Source organism: Nocardia transvalensis NBRC 15921 (assembly GCF_000308875.1).
GTDB classification, from domain to species: Bacteria; Actinomycetota; Actinomycetes; order Mycobacteriales; family Mycobacteriaceae; genus Nocardia; species Nocardia transvalensis.
This window is the reverse complement of record NZ_BAGL01000013.1, coordinates 15,868-40,598: the sequence shown is the minus strand read 5'-3', so window position 1 is coordinate 40,598 and position 24,731 is coordinate 15,868. Positions and strand designations below refer to the sequence as shown.

Here is a 24,731-nt window from a genome sequence, read left to right as displayed (position 1 = left end):
AATATGGATCCGATGACCGCGGATCTCTTCGTGCCGCCGCCGACGACACTTAATCTCATGGTATGACTCGCACGCCGTCCATCCTCATCATCGGTGCCGGATTCGCCGGGCTCGGCCTGGCACTGGAGTTGCAGCGCGCCGGTATCGACACCTTCACCGTGCTGGAGAAGGCCCAGGACCTCGGCGGCGTCTGGCGGGAGAACACCTACCCGGGCGCGGCCTGCGACGTGCCGTCCCCACTGTACTCGTGGTCGTTCGAGCCGAAATCGGACTGGCCGCGGCGCTTCTCGGAGCAGGCCGACATCCACGAGTACATGCGGACCGTGGCCCACAAGCACAACCTGCCCGCGAAGATCCGCTTCGGCACCGAGGTGACCGACGCGGAATTCGACGAGAAGCGGGCCGTCTGGCAGGTGCGCACGGCCGACGGCTCCGTGCTGACCGCCGACATCCTGATTCCCGCGGTCGGCCAGCTGTCGCGCCCGGCCCTGCCGAACATCCCCGGCCTCGACACCTTCGCCGGCCCGGCCTTCCACTCCGCCGAGTGGGACCACGACGTCGACCTCACCGGCAAGCGCGTGGCGTGCATCGGCACGGGAGCCAGTGCCATCCAATACATCCCGCGCATCCAGCCGGCCGTCGAGCACCTGACCCTGTTCCAGCGCTCCGCCGCCTGGATCCTGCCGAAGTTCGACACCGAATACACCCCCTTCCACCACGCGCTGTTCCGCTACTTCCCACCCAGCCGCTTCGCGGAGCGTTTCGCGATCTGGAGCTTCTTCGAGGTCCTGGCCCTGGCCCTCACCGACATCCCCGCCATGAAGGGCCCGGTCATCAAGATCGCGGACCGCCACCGCGCCAAGCAGGTCCCCGACCCCGTCCTCCGCGAGAAGCTCACCCCCGACTACGCCGCCGGCTGCAAACGCGGCCTGTTCTCCAACGAATACTTCCCCGCCCTCGCCCAGCCCAACGTCACCGTTGAGACCACCGGCATCGAGTCCGTCACCCCCACCGGCCTCCGCACCACCGACGGCGTCGATCACGAGGCCGACGTCATCATCTACGGCACCGGCTTCAAAGGCACAGAATTCCTGGCCCCCATGAACATCTACGGCCTGGGCGGCCGCAAACTCTCCGACGAATGGTCCCCCGAAGGCGCCCGCGCCTACCTCGGCATGTCCGTCCCGGGCTTCCCCAACCTCTTCATGATGTACGGCCCCAACACCAACGTAGGCTCCGGCTCCATCGTCTACATGCTCGAATCCCAGGCCCGCTACATCCGCCAGGCCGTCCGTTATCTATCCACCCGCCCCGGCCACTACCTCTCCCCCCGAGCTTCGGCCGAACAGTCTTGGGACGATTGGCTCCAAAACCGCCTCAAGGACACCCCCTGGAACTTCTGCTCCAGCTGGTACCGCAACGCCTCCGGCCGCATCACCAACAACTGGCCCGGCGCGACGGTCCTCTTCCGCTGGAAAACCCGCCGCTTCGACCCCACCGCCTACGACGAGACCGCCCTCTGACCTGCCCTCCCCTCTCGGATACCGTCGATCCCACCCCAACCCGGTAGACTCCGCCCAAGTCGGTCCGCTGGCCGACCAGCCCTCGTAGCTCAGGGGATAGAGCACCGCTCTCCTAAAGCGGGTGTCGCAGGTTCGAATCCTGCCGAGGGCACTTATCTGCGACACGCCTTCACAGGTAAACGCGGTTCGACATGCTGCAGTCCCGAATAGCTTCGGCATTTCCCAGCTCACACGTCGCAGGTTCGAGCCCTCCCGCGCACCACACACTGCCAGACTCGATTCCCACACCGGAACCAGATCTGGAGAACTCTCGGCAACGCGCGATGCAGACATGACCGAGAAGACCGTCATACATGCCATAACGGGTTGTGCTACAACCAGATCCGGCTTCGCTCACTGCTTGGCGACTGGATACTGAACGAGGTAGAGTCCCAATGGCTCAAACGGAACATCGCAGTCTGAGAAGCCAATTACTCACTCACTGTACGAATACTTTCCGGTCCCTCGGCCGCGAGCTCCAACCAAGTCCGGCCAGAAAGGTGACCACAGTGAGTAGGCATGCTCGACCGACCCCGTTGACGGCACGGCGGCCGAGCCGTTCCAGCTCACGACCGGCGCTCAAGCGCGAATCCGACGACCCGTACCAGACTTTCGTCCGCTTCGACTCCGACAAAACGTCGATGGACTTCATCGTCCACGAGTTCGCCGAGTGGGTGCGTGGCAAAGGGTGGCGACAGACCGTCACCGAATCCGGCATACGGGAACAGAATGAGTACCGGCTCAGCGTAGCTCGACAGGCCCTGCCCACAACTGAAATCATCCGGTTCCGCTGGTCAGAGACCCGACCAGACAACACATGGCGGACCGAGCTCGCCGCTTACACCAGCAAATCGGGTGATGGATGGTTTCTGCTGCAGGTCCGCAACCAACGCGGCTGGTTCGTCGACGCCCCACGGATTGCCCGGGAACTCGTTGAAGGCTTGACCATCAAGCCCAGCGAGTCGCTTCAACTAGCCCGCACTGCACAACAGGTCCCGTACTCAGGCGTCGCCGACCTTGTCGCGCGCGTGCAGGCGCCCGAACGTCATGGCCTGATATTCGTCGCCGGAACCAACCATCAACTGCCCTTCGACATTTTCCTGGAGAAGGCTAGGAAATGGTCGAAGGAGCTCACCGCGCAAGCCGAATTTGCGGTACTCGATCCAGTAGCCACTGCGGAGTTCCACCGCCTTGCTGGTGAGCAGCATGCGGTGGCACCAGGCACCATTAGAAACTTTTTGCCCGGTACCGACTTCGACGACCCGGACGATGCCCTGCGGCATCGCTACTTGGCCACCGCCACACTCACGAAACTTCCCGACAGGGCATTACAGCAGTTGCTCGGGCGGATCGCCCGTCGGCACGCAGCTACCCATAAACTGCCCAAAGACCTGATTGCTGCTCTGCGCACACTGGACCGCGTCGAGAACAAGCACGTTCTCCAGGGCAGCAACATCGCCACGGCCTACGACGCTCCCACAGAGCCGGGTCTCGCGAATCCGGCTGTCGAGCCCGACCCGACCACTGAGCCGACAATTGGTGTCCATGCACCGACCGACAGCGACGCGGCAACAACGCTGGCTGAACCAACCACGGACTCGGCGTCTGCCGCCACGTCGACGACAACGCTGATCGATCCTGATCTGGCGCTGGTTCGAGAGATCCTCGGACTCACCACCATCACCCGGGACGCGCTGCAGGCGATAAAGATTCGTGCCGACGCTGACCACAACGCGGCTACCCTATCGCGCGCCGACCAGCTGGTCGAGGAGAAACAAGAAGAGATCAATCATCTCGAGGACCTGGTCAGCGAACGCAACGACAGCATCGAGCAGTTGGAATACCAGCTGGGCTTGGAGACAGAAGAACGTCAGAGACTCACCGACACTACCCACTCACAACAGCTGGAAATCGGCTCTCTGCGAAGGCAACTGGCCGATGCCGGTGCCTACAACATCGTCGTTCCGCCATCCGAACGCACCGAGTACCCTGGCTCCTACCTGCAATTACTAGACCAACTGGGGCAACTCGAACCGGATGGTATCGAATTCACGGGTGACCAGGACATCTGTGGCGATTTAGACCGTCACGACGCGCACGGCACGACAGCAAACGTCGCCTGGGAAGTTCTCTTGACACTTCGCGACTATCTTCGAGCCCGCACCGACAATCCGACCTGCAGCAGAAACGTTCATGCGTATCTCAGCGACCCGCCTCCCGGCTACCGCACTGTCTCATTGGGAAAGTTCGCCGCCAGCGAATCCCCGAAGACGATGCAACAGTGGGGCGACGAACGTATCTTTCCCGTGCCCACCAGCGTCGCACCGTCTGGCCGAATCATCATGCAGGCCCATTTCCGTCTCGGACGCAGCAGCCAGATCAGCCCACGTCTCTACTACCTGGACAACTGGTCCAACGACCGCAAGATCTACATCGGCTACATCGGCCCCCACCTCACCAATACCAAGACCAGCTGACGGCCTCCCGCCTCGCGGCCGATGCCGCCACGGCGATCGGAACGTAACAAGTCACGCCACGACTCGCGCCCAGGCATCTCGAACCGCGGCCAGTGCGGACTCGGCCGTAATCACCAACCGGGTCTGCCCAGCCAATTGCGTGTGCCAATCGTCTTCGCCCGGCGCATGATCGAATAATTGCGAGCCAGGGAGCCGGCCTGTCGGACCATTTTTCCGGTACAACGCTCCCGCAGCATTATCGATCGCGCCGATGCCGCTCAGTGCCCAAAGATCCCAGAGATCGCGTGATGCACGCCGGTCGTGCCATGTCGCCGTCTTCCCTGCAACAAAGGCAGGCAGCGTAGGCACCAACAGCTCGGCCGACGGCACGTCGCTGTATCGCTGCTGGAGACGGCGGAGTTCGGTCGGCCATGCCATTCGGCCGCGTGCCGACAGCAACTGGATCGTGACGGATACACCGGACGCGGAGCGAAGGTTGGCAGCCCCCGCATCCGAGACGTTGCTCAGCGACGGTGCCCATTCCAGCCGACCATAACTCCGCGCGACGGATCGCGGCAGAGCCGCGTCGAGTTCGGCTGCCAGTACCGATCTGTTGTCCAACGCCACCAGATCGACGTCTTCGCTGAGCCTGCCGCTCACCAGATGTGTACGGGCAAGGGCGGTTCCGCCGATGAAGTGCAGCCGGTCACCGAACCCTCGGCTGATTGCCGCCAGCAGGTGGGAGATCAGATGATCACGCTCGACCTGCTCCGGCGAAACACCGAATTGCATTGCGACACTGTCGCGTTCGTCGATGCTCATGCTCCGACCCAATTTTCTGCACGTCGAAGCGCCACACCCAGACGCTGCTCAGTAGCGAGCTGTGTGAGTCTTGCCGAATCACTCCGGTGGTAGAGCGTCGCGATCGCCGTGCGAACCTCGGCCTCGGCATTGCCCAGTTCCGGACGCCGGGCAAGATCGAGTACCGTCTGTTCCGGAGTAGTGACCAGCGCCGGGCCCAGTGAAGTCCTGATCTGCTCGGCATCGAGAGCGTCGGTATCTCGGCGGACAAACCGAACCTGGGCCGAACGATCGGTCAATGCGATCGGCCGGTGCTGACTCGGAACCGCCACAACCGCAGTCGCCAACGCACGAGGTATGGCCCCCAGCAGGCGAGCCGCGCTGATACCCATGACGACAACCCGATCCGCCCCGTAAATCGTTGCAGCGATACCCGCGGCAGCCGCCTCGAGACCAGGCAGCCAGGTCCGGCCAACATAGTCCGGTGGGACGATGACGTAGTAGCCGTGAGCGAGGCGGTGCAGCAGTCCTCGATCGACGAGCCGGGCGACCTCGGGCCGAGGTTGGGCATAGATGTCGACCAAATCCTGGGGCCGCACGGTCCGAAGCGGCGCACGCCAGAACTCATTGGGCAGCGGTGTACTGCGATGCTCGGCCACGAACACTACCTCCCAGAACTACGCACATAGTTGGCTATAACCCAACGAAATGCACAATACCGGAGAAGGCTGCCTCGCTCACGGTTCGGCCGCCGCCAACAGCTGATCTCGCAAACCACCGACCTCTTCGGTGAACGGATCGCCCGGCCCACGCAGTACGCACAGGTCCGCATAAAGTGGCTCGAGGATTCCAGACCTGCCCGGTAGTCGCCGGTACCGCCGAGCAGTTCAGCGAGATCGCGACGAGATCCAGAGCGAGCTCGCTGGAGTCGCCGTCGGCGGAGACGACTTCGGCCAGTACGGCGCGCAGCGCGGTGAGGCCGCCGTCGATATCTCCCAGTTCCATTTGGCAGCGGGCGGAGATGGCGCGGCGCACACGTCGGGAGTCCGGCGCAACATCGGTTACGGCGGACCCACCCGTTCGCCCAAATCGAGCTGCGCAACCGTCACCGGTCCGGACAGTCGCCGATCCGATCCACGCAGACATGCAAGCGCACCCCCCGGCAGACCTTCTCCCCACCGGTAGCCATGCGGAAACTGATGTAGCACATCACTTTCCCGGCGAGACACTGCACTCTCCGTCAGAATACGCACCGGCGCATCGATGGCCGCACCACCTCCACGCCGGGCCGACACCTAGATCGGCATCCATACGACCGAGTAGAGGATCGATATGTCCGAACCCACTGAGCCCGCACCGCCCGCCGAGCCGCTCATCGACTTGGTCCGCCGCAAGGTTCGCGCGGACGAATCCCTGAATCCCACTGTCGCCGATGCGATTCTGCGTGCGTTCGGCGATTCGTCCGCGCCCGGTTCGCCCGAGTCGCCCGTGATGTCCGAGATATTCCTGCGGTCGGTCACCGTGCACGGATTCCGCGGGATCGGACCAACCACCCGACTGTCGATTCAGCCGTCGCTGGGGCTCACGCTGATCGTCGGTCGCAACGGCAGCGGTAAATCCAGTTTCGCCGAAGCCGCCGAATTCGCGCTCACCGGCAACAACCAGCGCTGGGCGAACAGATCCAAAATATGGCAGACCGGCTGGCGCAACCTGCACGACGGAGCAGCGCCGCAGATCGACATCGAACTGCAGACGCAGGGAGCGGACAACCCGGTCACCCTCACCGGCCGATGGGACGAGGGAGCGGAGCTGTCCGCCGGACGGTGGACGACCCGGCGCGGTGAAGGCGCGCCGGAACCGCTGGATCGGACCCCTCTCACGCGGCCGCTGGAGCTGTTCCGCCCGTTCCTGTCCTACAGCGAGCTCGGCGCACTCATCGACGGCTCGCCGAGCGGGATGTACGACGCACTGCACAGCCTGCTCGGCCTCGACGACCTCACCGACGCGGTGACGACACTGTCGCGCCGGCGGCTCGATCTCGACAATGCCCGCAAGGCGGTCAAACGGGATAGGGAGGTGCTGCTCACCGAATTGTCGGATATCGACGATGAGCGAGCCCGACGAGTCGGGGCGCTGCTGGACGCTCCGACCACCGACTTCGAGGCGGTATCCGGCATCGTCCTGGGGCGAACCGAGACGTCGGGGTCCGGGGCGGTGCTGTCGGCGGTGGCGGCGGTACAGCTACCGCCCGAACAGGTTGCGCGACAGGCACATCGCCGGCTGTTCGATGCGACACACAAGCTCGCCGAATTGGCCACTACCGAAGCCGAATCCGGAGCCCGACTGGTCCAACTGCTGGATTCGGCGGCGGTGTATGCGGGCGACGACGACTGCGAATGCCCGGTCTGCGGAGTCGGACGCCTCGATAGGGCATGGCGCGAACGCACCCGCGCCACCGTCACCCGCATCCGCGAACACACCGCCGCGCTGGACACTGCTCGGCGTGAGCACACGGCGGCGCTGACCGAGGTGCGTCAGTTGATCCAGCCGATACCGCCAGCCCTGACCGCAGCGGCGGCGGACGACACCTCCGAGGGCTCCGTATTCGACTCGCGCGACACCGTCACCGCGTGGCAGGCCTGGGCCGATCTCGCCACAGCGGATCCAGCGCATCTCATCGAGCAGCTGCCCAACCGATTCCGGACGGTGAACGCGGCACTGAGCCGGCTACGGGAACACGCCCGCGCCGAACTCGCGAAGCTCGACGACGCCTGGTCACCTCTGGCCCGCCGGATCGCGGCCTGGGTCGATGACGCCTCCGCCGGCGCGGACAACGCCGCCGAGCTGAAGGTTGTGAAGGCGGCCGAGGCCTGGATCAAGGGCGCGGCGGCACAGTTGCGCAACGAGCGCATGCGACCGATCACCGAAATGTCGCAGCAGGTGTGGACGACACTGCGCCAGCAGAGCAACGTCGAACTCGGCGGAGTTTCCCTGCTGGGCAACGCCTCCAGCCGCAAGGTCGAACTCGACGTCACGGTCGACGGGGTCGCGGGCGCGGCACTCGGAGTGATGAGCCAGGGCGAACTGCACGCCCTCGGCCTGTCGCTGTTCCTGCCGCGTGCCACCGCTCCCGAAAGCCCCTTCCGGTTCCTGATGATCGACGACCCGGTCCAGTCGATGGATCCGGCGAAGGTCGACGGACTGGCGCGAGTGCTCGACGAGGTGGCCCGCACCCGTCAGGTGATCGTGTTCACCCACGACCTGCGGCTATCGGAAGCCGTTCGCCGCCTGCGCATTCCGGCCACGGTTCTCGACGTGCTGCGCCGCGAACGGTCCGAAGTCGAGGTCCGGACCTCGGCCGACCCGGTCCGCGCCTATATCGATGACGCCCGCGCACTCAGCCTCACCCGCGGTCTGCCCCGTGAGCACGCCCGGGAAATGATCGCGTTGTGCTGCCGCTCGGCCATCGAATCGGCGTGCACCGCACGGGTCCGGCGGCTGTTCGGCGAGAACGGATTCCCCCAGGACGCCATCGAGGAACAACTCGACGCCACCGAACGCACCGTACCGAAACTCGCGCTCGCCATGCTCCTGGACCGCCACCGCGAAAGCGAAGTCCTGGACATGATGGACCGCGAAATCGCCCCGTGGGCTTCACAAGTCGTCAAAACCTGCAACTCCGGCGCGCACGGCTGCAGCCACGATGACCTCGGCGACCTCATCAACCGCGCGGAAAGGATCACCAAGTGGATCAGTCGCTGATCCCGGTCGCCGACCGGCTCCGCAGCGTCGACACCCTCATCACCAACGCGAACACCGACCTTGCCGGCATGTGGCCCCGCGCCTGCGCATGGTTGCTGCGCATCGCGCTCGAACGCGCCGTCCGCGAACTCTGGTCGACGGTCTCCCCGCCCATGACGCACGTCACCCTGCGCGCCCAATTCTTGGTGGTGCAGAAATACATCGGCCCCGAGGCCGCCGCCGATGCCCGGCTGCTGTGGTCGCAACTGTCGGCCACCTCCCACCATCACGACCACCAGCCAGCCCCATCGGCCGCCGAGCTGCGCCGCTGGCACGACACCGCCGAACACATCATCGAAGCAATCGACGCCGCTATCCGGCGGCATCGAGCCCACGACGCTACCCCACCGGACTGAATATCGAATCCCTTTTGCCGGGTCGGCCACAGTGTTGTTGCTGCGGGGGTAGCACATGGAGTAGCCGGTCTCGTGGCGGTGGTTGCCGAACATCCGCCGCCCGCATCTGGCGGAACACCATGCCGCAGCAGGTGGTGCGGGGGTGGAGCTGTTGCCATCGCGGGAGCCGCGCCGGGCTTGCAGAAGCCTCGACGAACTGTGGCATGATCGAACGGCAAGCCACAGAGGGAGGGGAATTGTTCTCGGAGGCATACGAAATCGGGATTCCAGCGCTAGGTCCATGGCATGGGTTACCTGCTCGCTCGTAACAGGCTGCCCTTCCTCGTCACCTCGGATCGGTCGGATCGAGACTCCTACACCGCAGCTTTTCCGGACGATCTGGATCGCCCGCCTGCGGCATTTCCTCACCTAGCCTTTCTGTTCAGCAAGGTGTCCGGGCGAACGCATCCGATGATGCTCACCCATGTCGGCGTGGTATTCAAGCGCGGACATCGAGTGACGGATCGTGAGCAGAGCCTGATGATCACGAATGTATGTGAGCTGCCAAAACCGATTTCAACATCGACTCTGCAGCGTGCACTGCGCAAACCGCACAGCGACACGGTCGCGGCAGCGATCGGCGAGCGCGACGGGGTCCTTACACAAGCAGCTGACGATGCGATCGTGGACGCGATCGCGAGGTTACTGCCGGAGTTCGAAAGCACCCTCCTTCGTCTGCGTAGGCTACGGCGAGAACCGGTTAGATCTGCTGGTGCCGATCGCTGGGAGCTCGGACTCGACGCGATCCGTATTGCGCTCCGCCTGGGAGACTTCGACACCAGGCAACTGCGGAGCTGGCAGGTACCAGACGATCCAACGGCCTCGGTGCTGGCCGGCATCAAGAAAACGTCCGAAAAGGATCTCATCGCCCACGATCTCGAGGTGCTGCCCGGCTGGACGCCTCAACGTAGGCAGGACACGCACGTGCGGATATTTAGCGATGGGAAACGCCACATGCATGTCGTGAATGCGGATCTCGAAGAGCCCGAGCGAGTGTTGGGCGCCGACCTCATCTACTACCACGTGGAGGCGAAAAGCGGGGTTCTCGTGCAGTACAAGAAGATGGAAGACCAAAAGGAGGTACGGGTCAATTCTCATTTGGAGAGTCAGCTCGATCGAATGGAGCAGCTGTCCGAATTCGGCAGTGAACCACAGTCCCATGCCGAGTGGCGGCTCGGCAAAGACTTCTGCTACCTGAAGCTGTGCCGCACAAAGACTGCATCGGGTGAGATTGACCCGAACAATGCGGAACTTCTTCCGGGACTGTATCTGCCGCTGTCCTATGTACGTCTGGCACTGCTCGATGAACGCGTGAACGGGCCGAGGGGAGGCCGGTACCTCGGCTACGATCGTGTAGAGCGCTATCTGACGAATACTCTCTTTATCGACCTCGCCAAGGAGGGTTGGATAGGTAGTACGGGCATCACCGCCGAGAAGCTGGTCCAGATCGTGACGGAGGCCCCAAGATCCGGTCATGATCTGATAGCCGCGATCGATCTCAGCCCCGAGACTCCTCGGGAAAGGATGCAACGGCAACGGAAGCGAGTCCCGGCAAGTAAGCGGACGGGTCAGACAAATAATGCCCAGCCAACACTGTTCTGACCGCTCAAAAGTCCAGCCTGGCTCTTCCGGCACGGGCCGTCCACGGACGAACGTCTTGCACGATGACGTCGGTGATGGCCCAAAGTCGAGTCAAGGCCAGGCTGGTGATCACTTGCAGCCGACATCGATCTGCAAGCCGCCGCGGATCGACCGCCATCACCCTCCGGGGCGTTGACCATCATCCAGAGTGCGCATCACCTGGGGCCTGCTCTCCCAGTCGTGTAGCGACTTTGCCGTTCCAGCTCTCGCCACTCTGGCACCATCGCAGACATCATGGCTCGAACCGCTTTCCGTGGGTTGGATACCGGAGGCGCAGCAATTCGTGAACGACGACGTAGTCCTAGAAAGCATCATCAGCTCCGGACAGTTCCTCGGCAAAGTTCGCGACGCCGTCGCTTGAGCAGCACCCCACTTACGTGGCATGTCGACGATTACGACCCGCTCCGGGTTACACGCAGATTCAGCGACCAGTGCATGACGCGCCGCTTCAGTTGCTGATCAGGGTAGTGCTTCGCCATGCGCATCATGCTCCCGTTGCCTCTTCTAGAGCTTCCATAGTCAGTTCCACTGCCTGTGCTCGCTTGTCCACTGGCATTTCGATCAGAGGACGGTACAAAGTCTGGCGCAGACGTCGATACTCGTCGGAGCTTTCAGCCCAGTTCGGGAACTGACCAAGGAAGTTTTCGACCTGCCGAAACGTGAGCTGAACTGCATCGCTACGGGAGTCGGCGCGGTCAGCGCTCTCCTCGATTCGGTGGCGAATCGCCTCCACTGTGTGATCCTTCGGGATGCGCTGTGGCCATAGGATCACGGCTACCAGTACTGCCAGTGGAGGGGCCGATTACGACCAGCCATCCGTCGCTCACTGCTTCAGCTCCCTTCGCAGTTCGGTGTCGCGCACGCTCAGGGGCTCTGCGTCCACCACGGGTGCCGACGTGGGTGGGATGGTGGCTGCTGCATCGGCGAGCAGTTCTGTGTATTCGTCCGGTGTGGCGGGCCAGCCGTCCGGGCCGAGGATTGACCATGAGCCGTCTTTGTGGTGGAGGTATCGCCCTGGTGCTCCCGCTGGGTCTGGCACTGGTCCCCTTCCGGTGGCTGATGGTTGGCGCCCACCACCGAGGGTTCGGCACCCGGCGGTGGGGCTGAATTCGACGCTATGCGTGTGGGATTCAGGGTGGAATGACCTTGGAGTCCACAAGCGTCTACAACTCGGGGCGCAGGCGGATATCGTGGAATGCGTGGGTTCCGGCGGGGAGATCGTCACAGGTGAGCGGCTGCGTGCCGCGCGGGAAGCGGCGGGATTGGGCCTGGCCGCGATGGCGGCGCGTACGCACTACAGCAAACCGTTGCTCGGGATGCTGGAGACTGGGCAGCGGGCGGTCAAGGTGGAGCATGTTCGTGCGTACGCCGAGGCGCTGGGGGTTGGGTCGGCGCTGTTCGTGGAGCCTTCAGATGGAGAGCACGCCGCGGCGGAATGGCTCTGTCGGGTGGCCGCATCAGACCTTGGCGGGGACACGCTGGAGCGGCTGGAGGCGGCCGTGGACGACCTGGCGGCGGCGTACCCGACGACCCCGCCGGCTGAACTCCTGATGAGCGTCCGGCGCCACCTTGGCTATGCCGGTCGTCTCATGGATGGGCGGATGACTCTGGCCCAGCATCGTCGACTCTTGGTCGCGGTTGGGTGGCTCTCTCTGCTGACCTCCACCTGCCATATCGATCTGGGTCAGATCTCCGATGCTGCTGCGCGGGGACACCTGGCGTGGAAGCTCGCGGATGATGCGGAGCATCGGGAGATCGCGGCGTGGTGTCTGGAGACTCGGGCGTGGGAACGGCTGACGAGCGGTGAGTATGCGACCGCGGCCGAGTTGTCCCGTGCTGCGCAATCCCTTGCACCCGAGAGTAGTTCGGCGTTTATCCAGGCTACGGCGCAAGAGGGACGAGCGCTGGCTCGGCTCGGGGATCGTGCGGGTACGTACGGGGCGTTGCGGCGGGTTGCTCGGCTGGTGTTCGGTCTGGATACACCTGAGCGGCCCGAACACCATTTCCGGTACGACCCGGCGAAGTCGGATGCCTACGTGGCTACCACATTGTCCTGGCTTGGGGATCCTGCGGCCGAGTCCTACGCGCGGCACGTGCTGGCGGACCTCAACCGGGGCACGGCCGTCCGGCCGCGCCGGATTGCGATGGCGAGTCTGGACCTTGGGCGGGAGCTGGTAGCGACAGGTAAGCCGGACGAGGCAGCGGACGTGGCGTTGGCTGTCGCCGCCTCTGGAAACCTGGTGCCCTCGCGCTACTGGCGCGTTGCGGAAGTGGTCGAGGGAATTGAGGAGCGGGGAGTGCCGGACGCGGCCGTGGTTCGTCCGTCGCCATCGAATGAACCCGACCCCGCGAGTACAGCCGCAGCCCTGGCCCATGCCGTCATCGACACGCGGAGGAAATACGGGGTCGCTCGGTAGACTCTCGCAGGGGGCGGCAAGCTCCGGTTGGATCGCAGCGGTGGTCTCAGCGCGGACGGGGGCAGGGGAGGAAACAGCATGGCGACGGACGATCGATCGGTGAACGTTGTTCCCGATGCGGTGACGGCGGTCGGTAAGAATGCGCTTGATGTTGCGCAGCAGCTCAAGTCGGGGTCTATGGCGTTGGACCGGGAGGTTCAGGCGTTGTTCGATACCTGGAAGGGGAGCGCCGCGGATGCTTATCGCGAGGGGTGGGATGAGATGCAGGACGGGGCTATGAAGGCTTGGGATGCGCTTGCCGATCTGGCCTCGAAGCTCGGTGTGAGTGTGGCGACGTTGCAGGATCAGGACAAATCCAATGCGGCGCCGATCAGTTCGTTGCAGATGGACTGGCGGCATGACGTCTGAGTTCGAGTTCGACCTAGAGCATATCGACCAGGTGACTGCCCGTGCTCGCGGCTTCAAGGAGTTCTTCGCCGAGCATCTCGATCAGTTGGAAAGCACCGTTCAGGGCCTCATGCAGAGTGGGCAGTGGACGGGTGCTGCGGCGGCGGCCTATGCCGAGGAGCATCGGGTCTGGGTGGCTGCGGCGCGTGAGGTGCTTGAAGGGCTGGCTCGGATGGAAGAGGCCGGCAGGACGGCGCACGAGTCGTATTCGGAGGCGACGGACGTGAACCTGCGTATGACGGGGGGATAACGTGGCTGTTGTTGCGCCGCAGTCTTATTACACAGCCGCGGAGGAATGCTACAAGCTGTCGAGGGAGTACCAATCCGCGTACAACCCATTGCAGTCGGCGCTGTTCGAAACCGGCGGGATGGCCGGTAGTTGCCAGGCTGTGAAGGCTTGGTCCGATGCGTACGATGAGCGCGCCGGCGCCTTCACCACCGCGGCGACCAACTTCGCCAGGGCGTTGCAGCATTTCGGCGACATTCTGATCGCGTCGGGCTACAACTGGGAATGTTCCAACTACGCGGCGAACCGCGATCCCAACAAGGGCACAGGTCCGGCCTGCCCGCGCACTATCCCGTCCGAATTACCCTACGGTGCAGGCATTGTCGTCGGTGTCGCGTCGTCGCACAACAACGGTCCCGGGCTCGAGACCGAGTTTCCGGAGCTGTACGACAAGGTCGTCGCCAAACTCGCGGGTGACAAAGTTCCCGACGGTGACACCGACAAACTAGACCGCGCGGCCCAAGCGTGGAAAACCTTCGCCGACAACAACACGGTCTACGCCGCCGGGCCCCGGCTGCGAATCGTCGCCGACGGGCTCGCCAAGTTCAACGCTCCCGATATCCCGAACCTGACCGAACACCTCAGAACGCTCGGGAAGAACGCGGACGACATCAAGCTGGCCGCCGACGACCTGGCGAAATCGACTACCAGCCACCACGCCGCTGTGGTCGGGGTTCGCGCCGACATCAACACCCAGGTGGCGGCGACCCTCGTCGTTGCTTCGGTGGTCATCGCAGTAACCGCTGTAGCGATCCGCAATCCGAAGGCAGCAGCGGTCGAGGGAACCACCCTGGATACCGCCGCGTCCGCCATCGTCGGCGCTATCGGGAGGTTCGTCACAGCGTTGGCCGGGATAAAGTTCAGTGCCGGAGCATTAGCTGTTGGTGCACTCGCCACCATCAGCGGCCTAACCATCCTGTCCATCGCCGGCGACACGACATTCAACTCGAACTACAAGCCACCGGCCAATGCCTACGACCCCAATGGGCCCAAGGCTCCGGGGCGACCGGGCGATGCGGAAGGATTTGTACCGCCAAAAGGCGGCGACAGGTGGGTACCGAATCCCAACGGTCGTGGCTTCGGCTGGGAGGATGCCGATGGCAATGTGTGGGTACCGACAGGTCAGGGCGGTGGGGCACACGGTGGCCCCCATTGGGATGTGCAGAATCCGAAGGGTGGCTATCGGAATGTCAGGCCAAAAGGAGGAGGCTGATGGGCGACAAGTCGACGGTGGCACTGGAGGCGACCGACGTCTGGTACTACTCGCACGGTGACGAAGCCGCGTTCTTCGAGTGGCTGGACAAGATCCCCGCGGTTCGCTCCTACGGGGGCCGGGTCAACATCTTGGAAATAGTCGTCGAGACGCCGGTGGACGAGGACTCCCTCAGAGAACTTCTGGCCCTCTGCTACCGGTACCGCATCAACATGGCCCAACTTCGCCAGCTCGACAACAGTCGAATCGGACCCTGGTTCCGCGACCCTCAAAAATACTGGTACGAAGACATTTTCGGCGCCTCTCCCCCGAGTGGGTGACAACGAACGGCACTCATGAGATGGATTTGGCCGCAGCAGGGTGATTCGCCGGCCAACGAACTATAAGCTGATCAAGCCGAGGCGAGGACGAGGTTGGCCAGGACCCGGGTGCCAACGGCCAAGGCGCGTTCGTCGATGTCGAAAGTTGGCTGGTGCAAGTCGAATTGGGGGCCGGATCCCGACCAGACGCCGAGGCGTCCCATCGCACCGGGCACCTCCTCGAGGTACCAGGCGAAGTCCTCGCCGCCGCCGGATTGCTCCGTATCGACCTGCATATCCGGCCCGAGCACCCGCAACGCCTCGGCGAAGATCCGCACCGATTCCGCGTCGTTGACCACCGGCGGCACGGCACGGCGATAGTCCAACTGGTACCGCACGCCGGTAGGCGCGAGCAGGGATTGAATGATTTCGCGCACCAAGGGTTCCAGCAACAGCCACGTGGCGTGATCGCCGGTCCGGAGAGTGCCTGTGACCTTTCCCCCGCCGGAAGCCGATCCACGCGCATTGCCGGCTTCGATCGCCCCCCACGCCATCGTTGTGCCACTGCGCGGATCCACTCGCCTGCTGAGCATGCCCGGTAAGCCGACGATCGCCGTCCCCAGCGAATATATCGGGTCGGCAGGCTGGTACGGGTGGCCGATGGTCTCATCGGGCGCGTCGACCCGCAAGTCGATGTAGTCGGCGGCCGATGTGAGCGGGCCCGCACACAAACCGACTCGGCCGACCGGCAAACGCGGATCGCAGTGCAATGCGAACAAGCGGGTCACGCCACTCATCGCCCCGGTGGCGATGACGTCGAGCGCTCCATGCACCGTTTCCTCGGCGGGTTGAAAGATCAGGCGAACTCCGGCGGGTAAAGACGGAGCCCCATGCAGTGCCAGTGCGGCACCGAGCAGCATTACGGTGTGCGCATCGTGCCCACACGCGTGTGCTACACCGTCCACCTTCGAGCTGTACTCGGCACCGGTGAACTCCTGGATCGGCAGTGCGTCGAGGTCCGCCCTCAGGGCGATGCGAATTCCGTTGTCCGGCCCGAAATCACACACCAAACCCGCCCCGGTGGTCATTACCTTGGGCTGCAGCCCCGCGTCGGCGAGTGTCGACGCGACGAATTCCGTGGTGGCGAATTCCTGATGAGACAGCTCCGGCCGGGCGTGAATACTCCGCCGCCACTGGATCAGATCGCCGACGTGGGCCGTCACCCATTCATCGACGAAGCCCTGTGATTCGCGTTTGTCGTTCCGAGTCACGCTGCGGGTACCCCCTCTGTGCGATCGCCGCCGTTCACCCCTGCTCGACCGCCGTCGGTCACCCGCCCAGATTGTGGGCTGCTCCACTGCCGATGTCAACGTGGAAAATGTTATGCCGCAGTGAATTTGATGGTCACCGTGGATGTTCCTGCCGCATCTTCGTCGAGGGGGCTGGATTTCGTTCGCGATGGGCTCGGTACTTCTCGTACGCTTACAGTGTCGGGCTGGATCAGCCCAGTCGGGGGACGAATTAGTCGGCTATGTAAGCGGGGGCCATGAGCAGACTCCACCTTCGGCCTCTGGCTTTGGCGACCTCGGCAGCGCTCGTCGTTGCGGTGCCGGCTGTTCTGACGACCGCAAAGGTTCAGGCGCCCATTGTGCTCGCCGGATCGGCTGCCGCAGCGGCGATCTGTGCGATATTTGCCGGATATTGGCGTGACGATCTCGTCGAGATGTTAAAACGGGACCGCACCGAGGATCTGGCCATCCGCAACGGCTGCCTAAGGACCGGAAAGGGAATCCCGCTGGTTCGGCACGTAACCGATCCGACACTACTCGGTGTGCACCGCGCGCGGCGCATGGTCACGTCCGAAGGCCGTCCTGATAATCAGCCACCCTATGTCCCCCGTGATATCGACACGCACTTGCGCGAGTTGTTGACGCGCCCCGCGTTCATCCTGATCGTCGGGGACTCGACTGCGGGCAAGACGCGCACCGCGTTCGAGGCGGTGGCCGCAGCGCTTCCGGATCACCTTCTATTCGCTGTACAAGACCGTAAGGTCCTGGAGCACACCGTGTCTCGGATGGCCGACCGGAGCCGATCCGTGCTCTTCCTCGACGATCTGGAGAAGTTTCTGGGCGACGGCGGGCTCACCTACAGCATGATCGGCCGACTCCTCAACGATGCCCGCAAAGGCCGATTCATCGTCGCGACCATTCGGTCGGTGGAGCTGGCGAATTACGAGGACACCGATCCGGGTGCCCGCGCGGCCGGCCGCGATGTGCTGGCCACGATCGCGTCCGCCACCCGCGTTCCGCTCGCGCGTATCTTCTCCGATGCCGAACGGAGCCGGGCACGCGCGCGTGCCCAGACGGACGTGCGTCTCGCCGACGCGGTGCAGCACGCCGATTCGTTCGGGATCGCCGAATACCTCGCCGCCGGTCCGGAACTCATGGAGAAGTGGCAGAGCGCGCGGGAGGGCGGAGAACACATCCGCGGTGCCGCGCTCGTCACCGCGGCGATCGAATGCCGGCGAGCCGGTCTGGTCCAGCCGCTCCCGAGATCCTTGCTGGAGGAGCTTTCGCAGACGTTGATGCCGACCCGCGGCGGTATCCGAGTCGCTGGCGAATCCCTCGAGAACGCGTGGAAATGGACAACGACGACACATGCGACAACCGCGCTGCTGCGGTCGACCAATTCGTCCGAGGACGCGACGGTCAACGTCTTCGACTACGTGGTCGACGAAATGGCTCGCACAGCCGACAAACCCGTCTCCGATGCCGTATTGACGGCGTGCCTCGTGGATGCCGACAGCGCCGAAATCATGCGAGTCGGCGCCACCGCGCGGCTTCAGGCGCGGTATGGAATCGCTTTGGAAGCCTTCTACGCGGCCCGGCAGGCGTCCGCCGCCGAGTTCGGGGCCGATAGTGAGCCGGCGCTGGCCGCTTGGGGCCATCATGCGGCGATGTTGCGTGCCGTCGGCAGGTTCGCCGAAGCGGAGACCGAACACCGAGCCGTACTCGCCGCACGGCTGCGCACTCTCGGCCCGGACAGTTCGGCCACGCTCGCCAGCCGCAACAACCTGGCGCTGCTGCTCCACGACCTCGGCCGGCTCGAAGAAGCCGAGGCGGAGCACCGCACCGTGCACGAGGTGCGGGCGCGCATGCTCGGAGCCGACCATCCAGCGACACTGACCAACCGCAACAACTTGGCACTGGTGCTCCACGATCTCGGTCGCTACACCGAAGCCGAGGCCGAGCATTGCTCGGTACTGCGCGCATACGACCGGGTGCTGCGTGCCGCCGCTGCGGACCGTGCCGACGAAACAACCAATGTCGCAGCGGTGCTCGCGTCCCTCGGGCGGCTCGAGGACGCCGAGACAGAGCATCGGGCGGTGCTGGATACCAGCACGCGGGTGTTCGGCCCGGATCATCCCGACGCACTGACCAGCAATGGCAGCCCGACGCTCGTTCTCCATGCACCGGAACGGCTCGGTGAGGCACTCGAGCTGCACCAATCCGTGTTCGACGGCTACCGGGATGTGCTGGGTGCGGATCATCCCACCACGGTGACCGCACTGTCGAACCTGGCCGTGGTCCTTCATGCCATCGGGAAGGTGCTGCAGGCCGAGGCGGCACATCGCGCCACGGTCGAGACGTTCGGCAGGGTGCTGGGCAGCGATCATCCGTCCACCCTCACGTGCCTGTCGAATCACGCGGTGGTCCTCCAGGCGCTCGGCCGGATTCGCGAGGCCGAACAGGAGCACCGGCAGGTGCTGACCGGTTTCGAGCGCACCTTCGGCCCGGATCATCCGTCCACGCTGACCAGCCGCAACTACCTCGCCTCCATGCTGTTCTCCCTGAGCCGTTACGAGGAGGCCGAGTCGGAGCAGGAGCAGGTACTCACCGGCTTCACCAACACCTTCGGCGCCGACCATCCCTCCACCCTGACGACACGCGGCAATCTGGGCGTCATTCGCAGCGCGCTCGACCGCCACGATGAGGCGCTCGCCGAACATCAGGTCGTGGTCGCGGGATTCACGCGCCTGCGAGGTGCGGAGCATCCGGCGACGCTGACCGCGCGTTCCAATGCGGCGGTCGCGCTGCACATGGTTGGCCGAGCCGAGGACGCCGCGGCCGAGAGCCGGGCTGTTCTCGAAGGTTTCGAGCGGCTGCTCGGGCAGGAGCATCCCACCACTGTTCGAGCGCGGAAGATCGTCGAAACGCTGGAGGCGCAAGCATGACCGATCGCAGTGCCGTGGTGAGCGGCGCCGTTCCCGGTGCCGCACTAGGCCTATATCCCGTGACACCGCTCGTTCGACAGCCGGGCGGGATATTCCTCAAGTGTGAGTTCCTGCATCCCGGCCGCAGCCACAAGGCACGGGTTGCGGCTCATCTCATCGACGACGCGGAACATCACGGATGGATCGATCCAACGAACGATGTCAGCCTGCTGGAACGTACCGGCGGCAACCTGGGAATCGGATTGGCGATCGAAGCACGGGCCCGCGGCTACCGACTGACCCTGATCGTCGACCGTGGATATTCCCGTGCCAAACGAGAATTGGCCCGCAAGCTCGGCGCGGTTGTCCTGGAGCGCGAGGAGGAGTTTCCGACGTGCGCGGATAACGGTGCGGCGATCGCGGCACTTCTCGCGACCGATGGAGACCACTACCATTATCTGAATCAGTTCGCCAACCCCGCGAACCCCCAGACCCATGAACTGGATACCGGACCCGAGATCGCGTCCCAACTTCGCGCGGCGGGTGTCACGCCGGACCAGCGCATCACGTTGATCTGTGGGACGGGGACCGGCGCGACGATGCGCGGTGTCAGCAGGGCCCTGCGGAACGGGTTCGTCGAAGTGGTGACGGTGGGCGTACAACCTCCGGGGTGCGAATTATCTGCCGGGACCTACGGACCGCATCCGTTCCAGGGAATCGCCGTCGGGGAACCGGCACCGTTCTATCCACCCGGCGAGTTCGACGACATAATCCGCGTTTCCGAACGTGATGCCGAACTCGCTCGGACCGAGCTGATGTCGAGCCTCCGCTTCGACGTGGGACCGAGCAGCCTGGCGAACTACGCTGCGGCGCTGCGTTATCGGGCCCGCTATGGCTCTGCGCACAACCCCGGCGTGTTCGTAACCGTCTTGTTCGATCGGGGTGAAGACTATGTCTGACTCCGGCGCGATCGGCAGCTCGATCCGTTCCGACATAAACGATCTCGTACTGAGCGTGTCCGGTCTGGTCGAGCGAGCGAATGTCGCCGTACCCATTGCACTCTCGCGGGCGCAACGAGAAGCCGGGGCAATCATCGAGGATCTCGCCGCAATGGCCGCGAGAGACCCGGCCGCCCACGACGATCAGTGGTATTGCTATCGCAGCAGCCTCAGTTTCAGGGCGCTCCTCACGTATCGGGTCGCCCACGCCGTTCATCTGCTGCACGGCCGGTCGAACCGATCGGGCCACGAAGAACGCCTTCTCGACACTGCGGCACGCCTCCTTTCCGAAAATGCCAAGGTCCGTACCGGTGTCGAGATTCATCCGTCGGCCGTCATAGGCCGGCGGATGGTCATCGATCACGGCTGGGGCACCGTCATAGGTGAGGACGCCCGCATAGGCGACGACTGCTACTTCTTGCAGAATGTAGTGCTGGGGGGCAGAGCAATCGGGATCGTGCCGAACACCAGGGAACGAAGGCATCCGAGCATCGGGGATCGGGTTGTCATCGCCGGTGGGGTGTACGTCTTCGGCGCCGTCACTGTCGGCGACGACTGTCGCATCGACGCAGGAGCTCGCATCACGACCGATATTCCCGCAGGGTCCCGGGTACGGCTGCGGACCGTCCAACAAGTTCTCGAGCCGGGCAAGGCACTCGTCTCCGTGGATCGGGTGTCGTGATGACGGCCACACTGGTTCCGCTCGATGAATCCGAATTACGACGCCGGCGCAGCCTCAAGTGGTGCCGGACGGCGCCCGATACCGTCCCCTTCGATATAGCCGAGGCGGATTTCGCTGTCGCCGAACCTGTTCGAGATACTATCGTCTCATTGTCGAACCGATCGGACCTGGGCTATCCGGATTTCGATTCGCCGAGAGGAGGGCCCGCGCGGCTCGCCGAGCTGTTCTCCGCCCGAACATTCTCCCGATATCGCGTTCCTGTCGACCCCGCCCGGGTGGAGATCTGCGCACAGATTATGCAGGCGCTCTGCTGCGCACTGCTGGCGTTCAGCGCTCCGGGCGATCACGTACTGACCCATACACCTACCTATCCGCCGATTCGCGAGGCTGTACGGAAACTCGGTAGAAGACTGATCGTCATCGACGCATTCGGCAGCGCCGACGAGGAGAGATTCGCCGGCACGAACAGTCTTTCCGATTCGATCAAGATGATCATCCTCTGTCAGCCCCATAACCCGACCGGTCGAATATTTGAGCATGGGGAACTGAAATTCTTGGCCGAAATCGCAGAACGAGACGGTGCGGTCATATTCGCCGACGAAATTCACCAGGACCTCGGCTTCGACAAGCCTCACGAATCGATCGCCTCGATCGACGCGGCACACGCCCGGACCATTCTCTTCACCTCTGCCGCGAAGAGCTTCAACATAGCCGGACTTCGCTGCGCTACAGGATATTTCGGTAGCAGCGAGCTGCACACACGGTTCCGGAGCTTGCCGTGGCACCTGCGAGGCGGCGCGGGCGTTCTCGGCATCGAGGCCACCATCACAGCGTGGTCGGAATGCGACGACTGGCTCGAGGATTTCCGTTCTCGACTCCGCGAAAATCGAGATTTGATCTTCACAGAGCTGGCCAAATGTCCGAAAGGCGCGATAACGGCGATCGAACCGGACGCTACCTACTTCGCATGGCTCGGCATCGAAGACATATCAACCCGTCCGGACAATTCTCCGACAGAGCGCCTTCGACCGGCCTTCCAGCCTGGTAGCTTGTTCGGCGAGGTGTTCTCCGGGCATATCCGCCTCAACTTCGCAACCACACCAGAGCGAGTTCTGCTCGCGCTCGCCGAGTTGCGCGAACTGATCAACGCACCAGACTGTGCACCACTGAGATCTACCAACACCCCGAAGGAGTGATTCGGACGTATGCGAACTATCGGTCTGATCGGTGGAATGAGCTGGGAATCCACGGCAACGTACTACCAGGAACTCAACCGCGGTATTCGTGATCGACTCGGCGGATTGCACTCCGTCGCCTGCCTGCTGTCATCAGTCGACTTCGCCATCGTCGAAGACATGCAGCAACGGGGCGACTGGGAAGCTGCCGGCGAGTTCTTGGCCGATCACGCGAAAGGCCTGCAACGTGGTGGCGCGGATTGCGTGGTGTTGTGTACGAACACCATGCATCGGGTGTTCGACGACATCGCTTCGTCGATTTCCATCCCCGTCCTCCACATTGCGGACGGTACCGCGGCGGCGCTTCTCGATGCCCACATCGGCACCGTCGCACTGCTGGGCACGCGATACACGATGGAGCAAAAGTTCTATCGGTCCAGGCTGGAACAAAAAGGCCTCGATGTGCTGATACCGGATGAGCACGAGCGTGCCATTGTTCACGACATCATCTACAACGAACTCTGCCTCGGAAAGGTGCTGGACCACTCCCGGGCCGTGTACCTCGATATCGTCCGATCTCTGGCCGACCGGGGGGCGGAGGGGGTCATCCTGGGCTGCACCGAGATCGGGCTGCTCCTGAATGAGGACAACTGCCCGCTTCCGGTCTTCGACACCACGCTTCTGCATGTGGAGACGGCACTTGATTGGGCGCTCGAGCCGAACTGAGCAGGACATCTTCTCCACGCTCGACCACCTGGACCGCACACTGGCACGGTCCGCACCGATGCGACTCCGGGTGGTCTGTCCTTCCCAGGAATTCTCGGAGCGGGAAATGGCGCACGGCACCGCGCGCTGGTTGTCCGGTAGCCGTGGAGTGTGGGAGTCACTGCGTCTCGGCGCCGAGCCCGACCTCGCGATCGTACAAATTCAAGCCCCGCCGCTCGGGCAGCACGTGCTCGACTTCCTGTTCCGGTGTCTGCCATCGGATCGCCGCGATGTGCGGGAGCGACATGCCCTCGTGGATGTCGACGACGACCGGGCCATCCACCTCAGCGAGAAGATCCTGGCCCACCGACCACTGACCGATCGAATCCGCGCTACCACCCGCGCAGCCCGCAGGCGAGGACACACGGTCGAGGGCCTGTCCTGCTACGCCTCGAGCGACCTCATGGCACAGATGGCCGATGAGCTGGAGATCCCACTTCTCGACACAGCTCCGGACCTCTTGCGATGGGGAACGAAATCCGGTGCGCGACAGATTTTCCGCACGGTGGACGTACCCTGTCCCCCTGGCACTTATCGCCTCATCCGATCCGCAACCGATCTGGCGGCGACACTGACCGACCTCGCCGAGCGCCTGGGCGCGGCCGCATGGTTCGTGAAAATAGACAGCGGCTTCGGTAGTGGGCACGGCAACGCAGTGGTAGACGGTCGATTCATCGATTCACCCTTTACCGCAACAACTCTCGGCCACGTGCTGCGGCCGTGCAGCGGGAAGATCACCACCGACGAGTTTCTCGCCCTGGTCGAGCGGAACGGGTGTGTCGTCGAACGCCGCATCGAGGCGACCACAGGTACCGAGCTCGCGTGGCCGAGTGCGCTCGCCTACCTATCTCGGACAGAGCACGACCGAGACGTGCACGTCGAGTTTCTCGGCGTCCACGATCAGGTGATCGGCGCACATGGAGAGTACAGTTCGTGCCGGTATCCAGCCGGTGAACACTATCGCCGCGATGTAGTCGGCCTGTCCGGCAGAGTATTCGCCCACCTCGCCCGCCTCGGAGTCACCGGCCACGTCGGAGTCGATTTCGTAGCCCTCACGAAAAGCGTTGCCGGGCAAGACGTCTCACTCTATGCCCTGGAGATCAATCTCCGCCAGACGGGAACCACTCACCCCCACCGCACCGCCCGCGCCTGTCTCCCTGGAACTTGGCGATCGGACGGCACCGCTGTCGGGCCCCTCGGCCGCGAGGTCCATTACAAAGCCACCGACGATATCGCCTCTTCCGAGTACGTGGGATTACCCACTGCGGAACTGATCCGTGCGCTCGACCGCACGCCCGGTGTCGCGTTCGATCCACGGACCGGCACCGGCACGGTCCCCCATCTGTGGACCACGCTCACACCGCACGGCAAGATCGGCGCCACCTTCTTCGGAACCTCCCCCGCCTCTTGTAACGAGTTCGAGGCGAGGTTCATTCGACTACTGCGCACGCTGGCCGCGGAATACCGAGATCAAGGTTGAGCAGTGGCCACGGGGCCGGACGAAGCGTGTTGCTTCGAGCGGAAATCTGGTAGAGAATCTTGCCAAATAACCGTTGAATTACCCTATAGCGCACAGGATT

The 24,731-nt window shown here is 63.8% G+C and carries 20 protein-coding genes and 1 tRNA gene; 17 read left to right on the top strand and 4 right to left on the bottom strand.

Annotated features, from left to right (window positions below):
* Positions 1-62 precede the first annotated feature (62 nt).
* The 3 genes from ON41_RS05310 to ON41_RS05300 all read left to right on the top strand — a co-directional run bounded on the left by ON41_RS05310 (position 63) and on the right by ON41_RS05300 (position 4,039).
* On the top strand, positions 63-1,523 hold the full coding sequence (locus tag ON41_RS05310; RefSeq protein WP_040745634.1) for a flavin-containing monooxygenase: 1,461 nt from the start codon (positions 63-65) through the stop codon (positions 1,521-1,523).
* A 78-nt stretch (positions 1,524-1,601) separates the two neighbouring features.
* Positions 1,602-1,674: transfer RNA gene (locus ON41_RS05305), tRNA-Arg, on the top strand.
* Between the two features lie 529 nt (positions 1,675-2,203).
* Positions 2,204-4,039 carry a hypothetical protein gene (locus ON41_RS05300; RefSeq protein ID WP_040745633.1) on the top strand — a complete coding sequence of 612 codons (1,836 nt, stop codon included), beginning with the start codon at positions 2,204-2,206 and terminating at the stop codon, positions 4,037-4,039.
* Positions 4,040-4,090: 51 nt separating this feature from the next.
* Here ON41_RS05300 and ON41_RS05295 read toward each other — a convergent pair whose 3' ends face one another.
* Both ON41_RS05295 and ON41_RS40015 read right to left on the bottom strand, forming a co-directional pair.
* Positions 4,091-4,840, bottom strand: a complete 750-nt coding sequence (locus ON41_RS05295; protein ID WP_040745632.1) for a nucleotidyl transferase AbiEii/AbiGii toxin family protein — start codon at positions 4,838-4,840, stop codon at positions 4,091-4,093.
* Positions 4,837-5,478 carry a type IV toxin-antitoxin system AbiEi family antitoxin domain-containing protein gene (locus ON41_RS40015; RefSeq protein ID WP_083905158.1) on the bottom strand — a complete coding sequence of 214 codons (642 nt, stop codon included), beginning with the start codon at positions 5,476-5,478 and terminating at the stop codon, positions 4,837-4,839. Before ON41_RS40015 ends, ON41_RS05295 begins: the two co-directional genes overlap by 4 nt.
* A gap of 673 nt (positions 5,479-6,151) precedes the next feature.
* On the opposite strand from ON41_RS40015, the gene ON41_RS05285 reads away from it, so the two are divergent.
* From ON41_RS05285 to ON41_RS41380, 3 genes are all read left to right on the top strand, one after another.
* Entirely contained in the window at positions 6,152-8,581 is a 2,430-nt protein-coding gene (locus ON41_RS05285) for an AAA family ATPase (protein ID WP_051160996.1), read from the top strand.
* Positions 8,566-8,976 (top strand): hypothetical protein, encoded by a 411-nt coding sequence (locus ON41_RS05280; protein ID WP_051160995.1) that lies wholly within the window; start codon positions 8,566-8,568, stop codon positions 8,974-8,976. Before ON41_RS05285 ends, ON41_RS05280 begins: the two co-directional genes overlap by 16 nt.
* 285 nt (positions 8,977-9,261) lie before the next feature.
* Entirely contained in the window at positions 9,262-10,617 is a 1,356-nt protein-coding gene (locus tag ON41_RS41380) for a hypothetical protein (protein WP_157185367.1), read from the top strand.
* Positions 10,618-11,140: 523 nt separating this feature from the next.
* Here ON41_RS41380 and ON41_RS41370 read toward each other — a convergent pair.
* A complete protein-coding gene (locus ON41_RS41370) occupies positions 11,141-11,389 on the bottom strand; it encodes a hypothetical protein (RefSeq protein ID WP_157185366.1) in 249 nt (82 codons plus the stop codon).
* A 466-nt stretch (positions 11,390-11,855) separates the two neighbouring features.
* Between ON41_RS41370 and ON41_RS05270 the strand changes: the two genes are divergently transcribed.
* The 5 genes from ON41_RS05270 to ON41_RS05250 all read left to right on the top strand — a co-directional run bounded on the left by ON41_RS05270 (position 11,856) and on the right by ON41_RS05250 (position 15,339).
* Complete coding sequence (locus ON41_RS05270; RefSeq protein WP_246829452.1) at positions 11,856-13,073, top strand: NsdA family TPR-like regulatory protein; 1,218 nt, start codon at positions 11,856-11,858, stop codon at positions 13,071-13,073.
* 78 nt (positions 13,074-13,151) lie between these two features.
* Complete coding sequence (locus ON41_RS05265) at positions 13,152-13,481, top strand: WXG100 family type VII secretion target (RefSeq protein WP_040745629.1); 330 nt, start codon at positions 13,152-13,154, stop codon at positions 13,479-13,481.
* A complete protein-coding gene (locus tag ON41_RS05260) occupies positions 13,471-13,770 on the top strand; it encodes a WXG100 family type VII secretion target (RefSeq protein ID WP_040745628.1) in 300 nt (99 codons plus the stop codon). Before ON41_RS05265 ends, ON41_RS05260 begins: the two co-directional genes overlap by 11 nt.
* 1 nt (position 13,771) lies before the next feature.
* Entirely contained in the window at positions 13,772-15,019 is a 1,248-nt protein-coding gene (locus tag ON41_RS05255) for a polymorphic toxin type 37 domain-containing protein (protein WP_040745626.1), read from the top strand.
* Positions 15,019-15,339, top strand: coding sequence for a hypothetical protein (locus ON41_RS05250; RefSeq protein ID WP_040745625.1), 321 nt, complete (start codon positions 15,019-15,021; stop codon positions 15,337-15,339). The genes ON41_RS05255 and ON41_RS05250 overlap by 1 nt, the downstream gene beginning before the upstream one ends.
* A gap of 71 nt (positions 15,340-15,410) precedes the next feature.
* Here the strand turns inward: ON41_RS05250 and ON41_RS05245 are convergent, their stop codons facing one another.
* A complete protein-coding gene (locus ON41_RS05245; RefSeq protein ID WP_051160994.1) occupies positions 15,411-16,589 on the bottom strand; it encodes an amidohydrolase in 1,179 nt (392 codons plus the stop codon).
* Between the two features lie 305 nt (positions 16,590-16,894).
* Between ON41_RS05245 and ON41_RS05240 the strand changes: the two genes are divergently transcribed.
* The 6 genes from ON41_RS05240 (at position 16,895) to ON41_RS41365 (ending at position 24,631) form a co-directional block, all read left to right on the top strand.
* Positions 16,895-19,552 carry a tetratricopeptide repeat protein gene (locus ON41_RS05240; protein ID WP_169336470.1) on the top strand — a complete coding sequence of 886 codons (2,658 nt, stop codon included), beginning with the start codon at positions 16,895-16,897 and terminating at the stop codon, positions 19,550-19,552.
* Positions 19,549-20,490, top strand: a complete 942-nt coding sequence (locus ON41_RS38795) for a PLP-dependent cysteine synthase family protein (protein ID WP_051160992.1) — start codon at positions 19,549-19,551, stop codon at positions 20,488-20,490. Before ON41_RS05240 ends, ON41_RS38795 begins: the two co-directional genes overlap by 4 nt.
* Positions 20,483-21,211: a serine O-acetyltransferase gene (locus ON41_RS05230; protein WP_051160991.1), complete on the top strand. Its 729-nt coding sequence runs from the start codon at positions 20,483-20,485 to the stop codon at positions 21,209-21,211. The genes ON41_RS38795 and ON41_RS05230 overlap by 8 nt, the downstream gene beginning before the upstream one ends.
* On the top strand, positions 21,211-22,407 hold the full coding sequence (locus ON41_RS05225) for an aminotransferase class I/II-fold pyridoxal phosphate-dependent enzyme (protein WP_051160990.1): 1,197 nt from the start codon (positions 21,211-21,213) through the stop codon (positions 22,405-22,407). The genes ON41_RS05230 and ON41_RS05225 overlap by 1 nt, the downstream gene beginning before the upstream one ends.
* Before the next feature lie 9 nt (positions 22,408-22,416).
* Complete coding sequence (locus ON41_RS05220; RefSeq protein WP_040745624.1) at positions 22,417-23,112, top strand: aspartate/glutamate racemase family protein; 696 nt, start codon at positions 22,417-22,419, stop codon at positions 23,110-23,112.
* Positions 23,113-23,218: 106 nt separating this feature from the next.
* Entirely contained in the window at positions 23,219-24,631 is a 1,413-nt protein-coding gene (locus ON41_RS41365; protein ID WP_157185365.1) for an ATP-grasp domain-containing protein, read from the top strand.
* Positions 24,632-24,731: the final 100 nt, after the last annotated feature.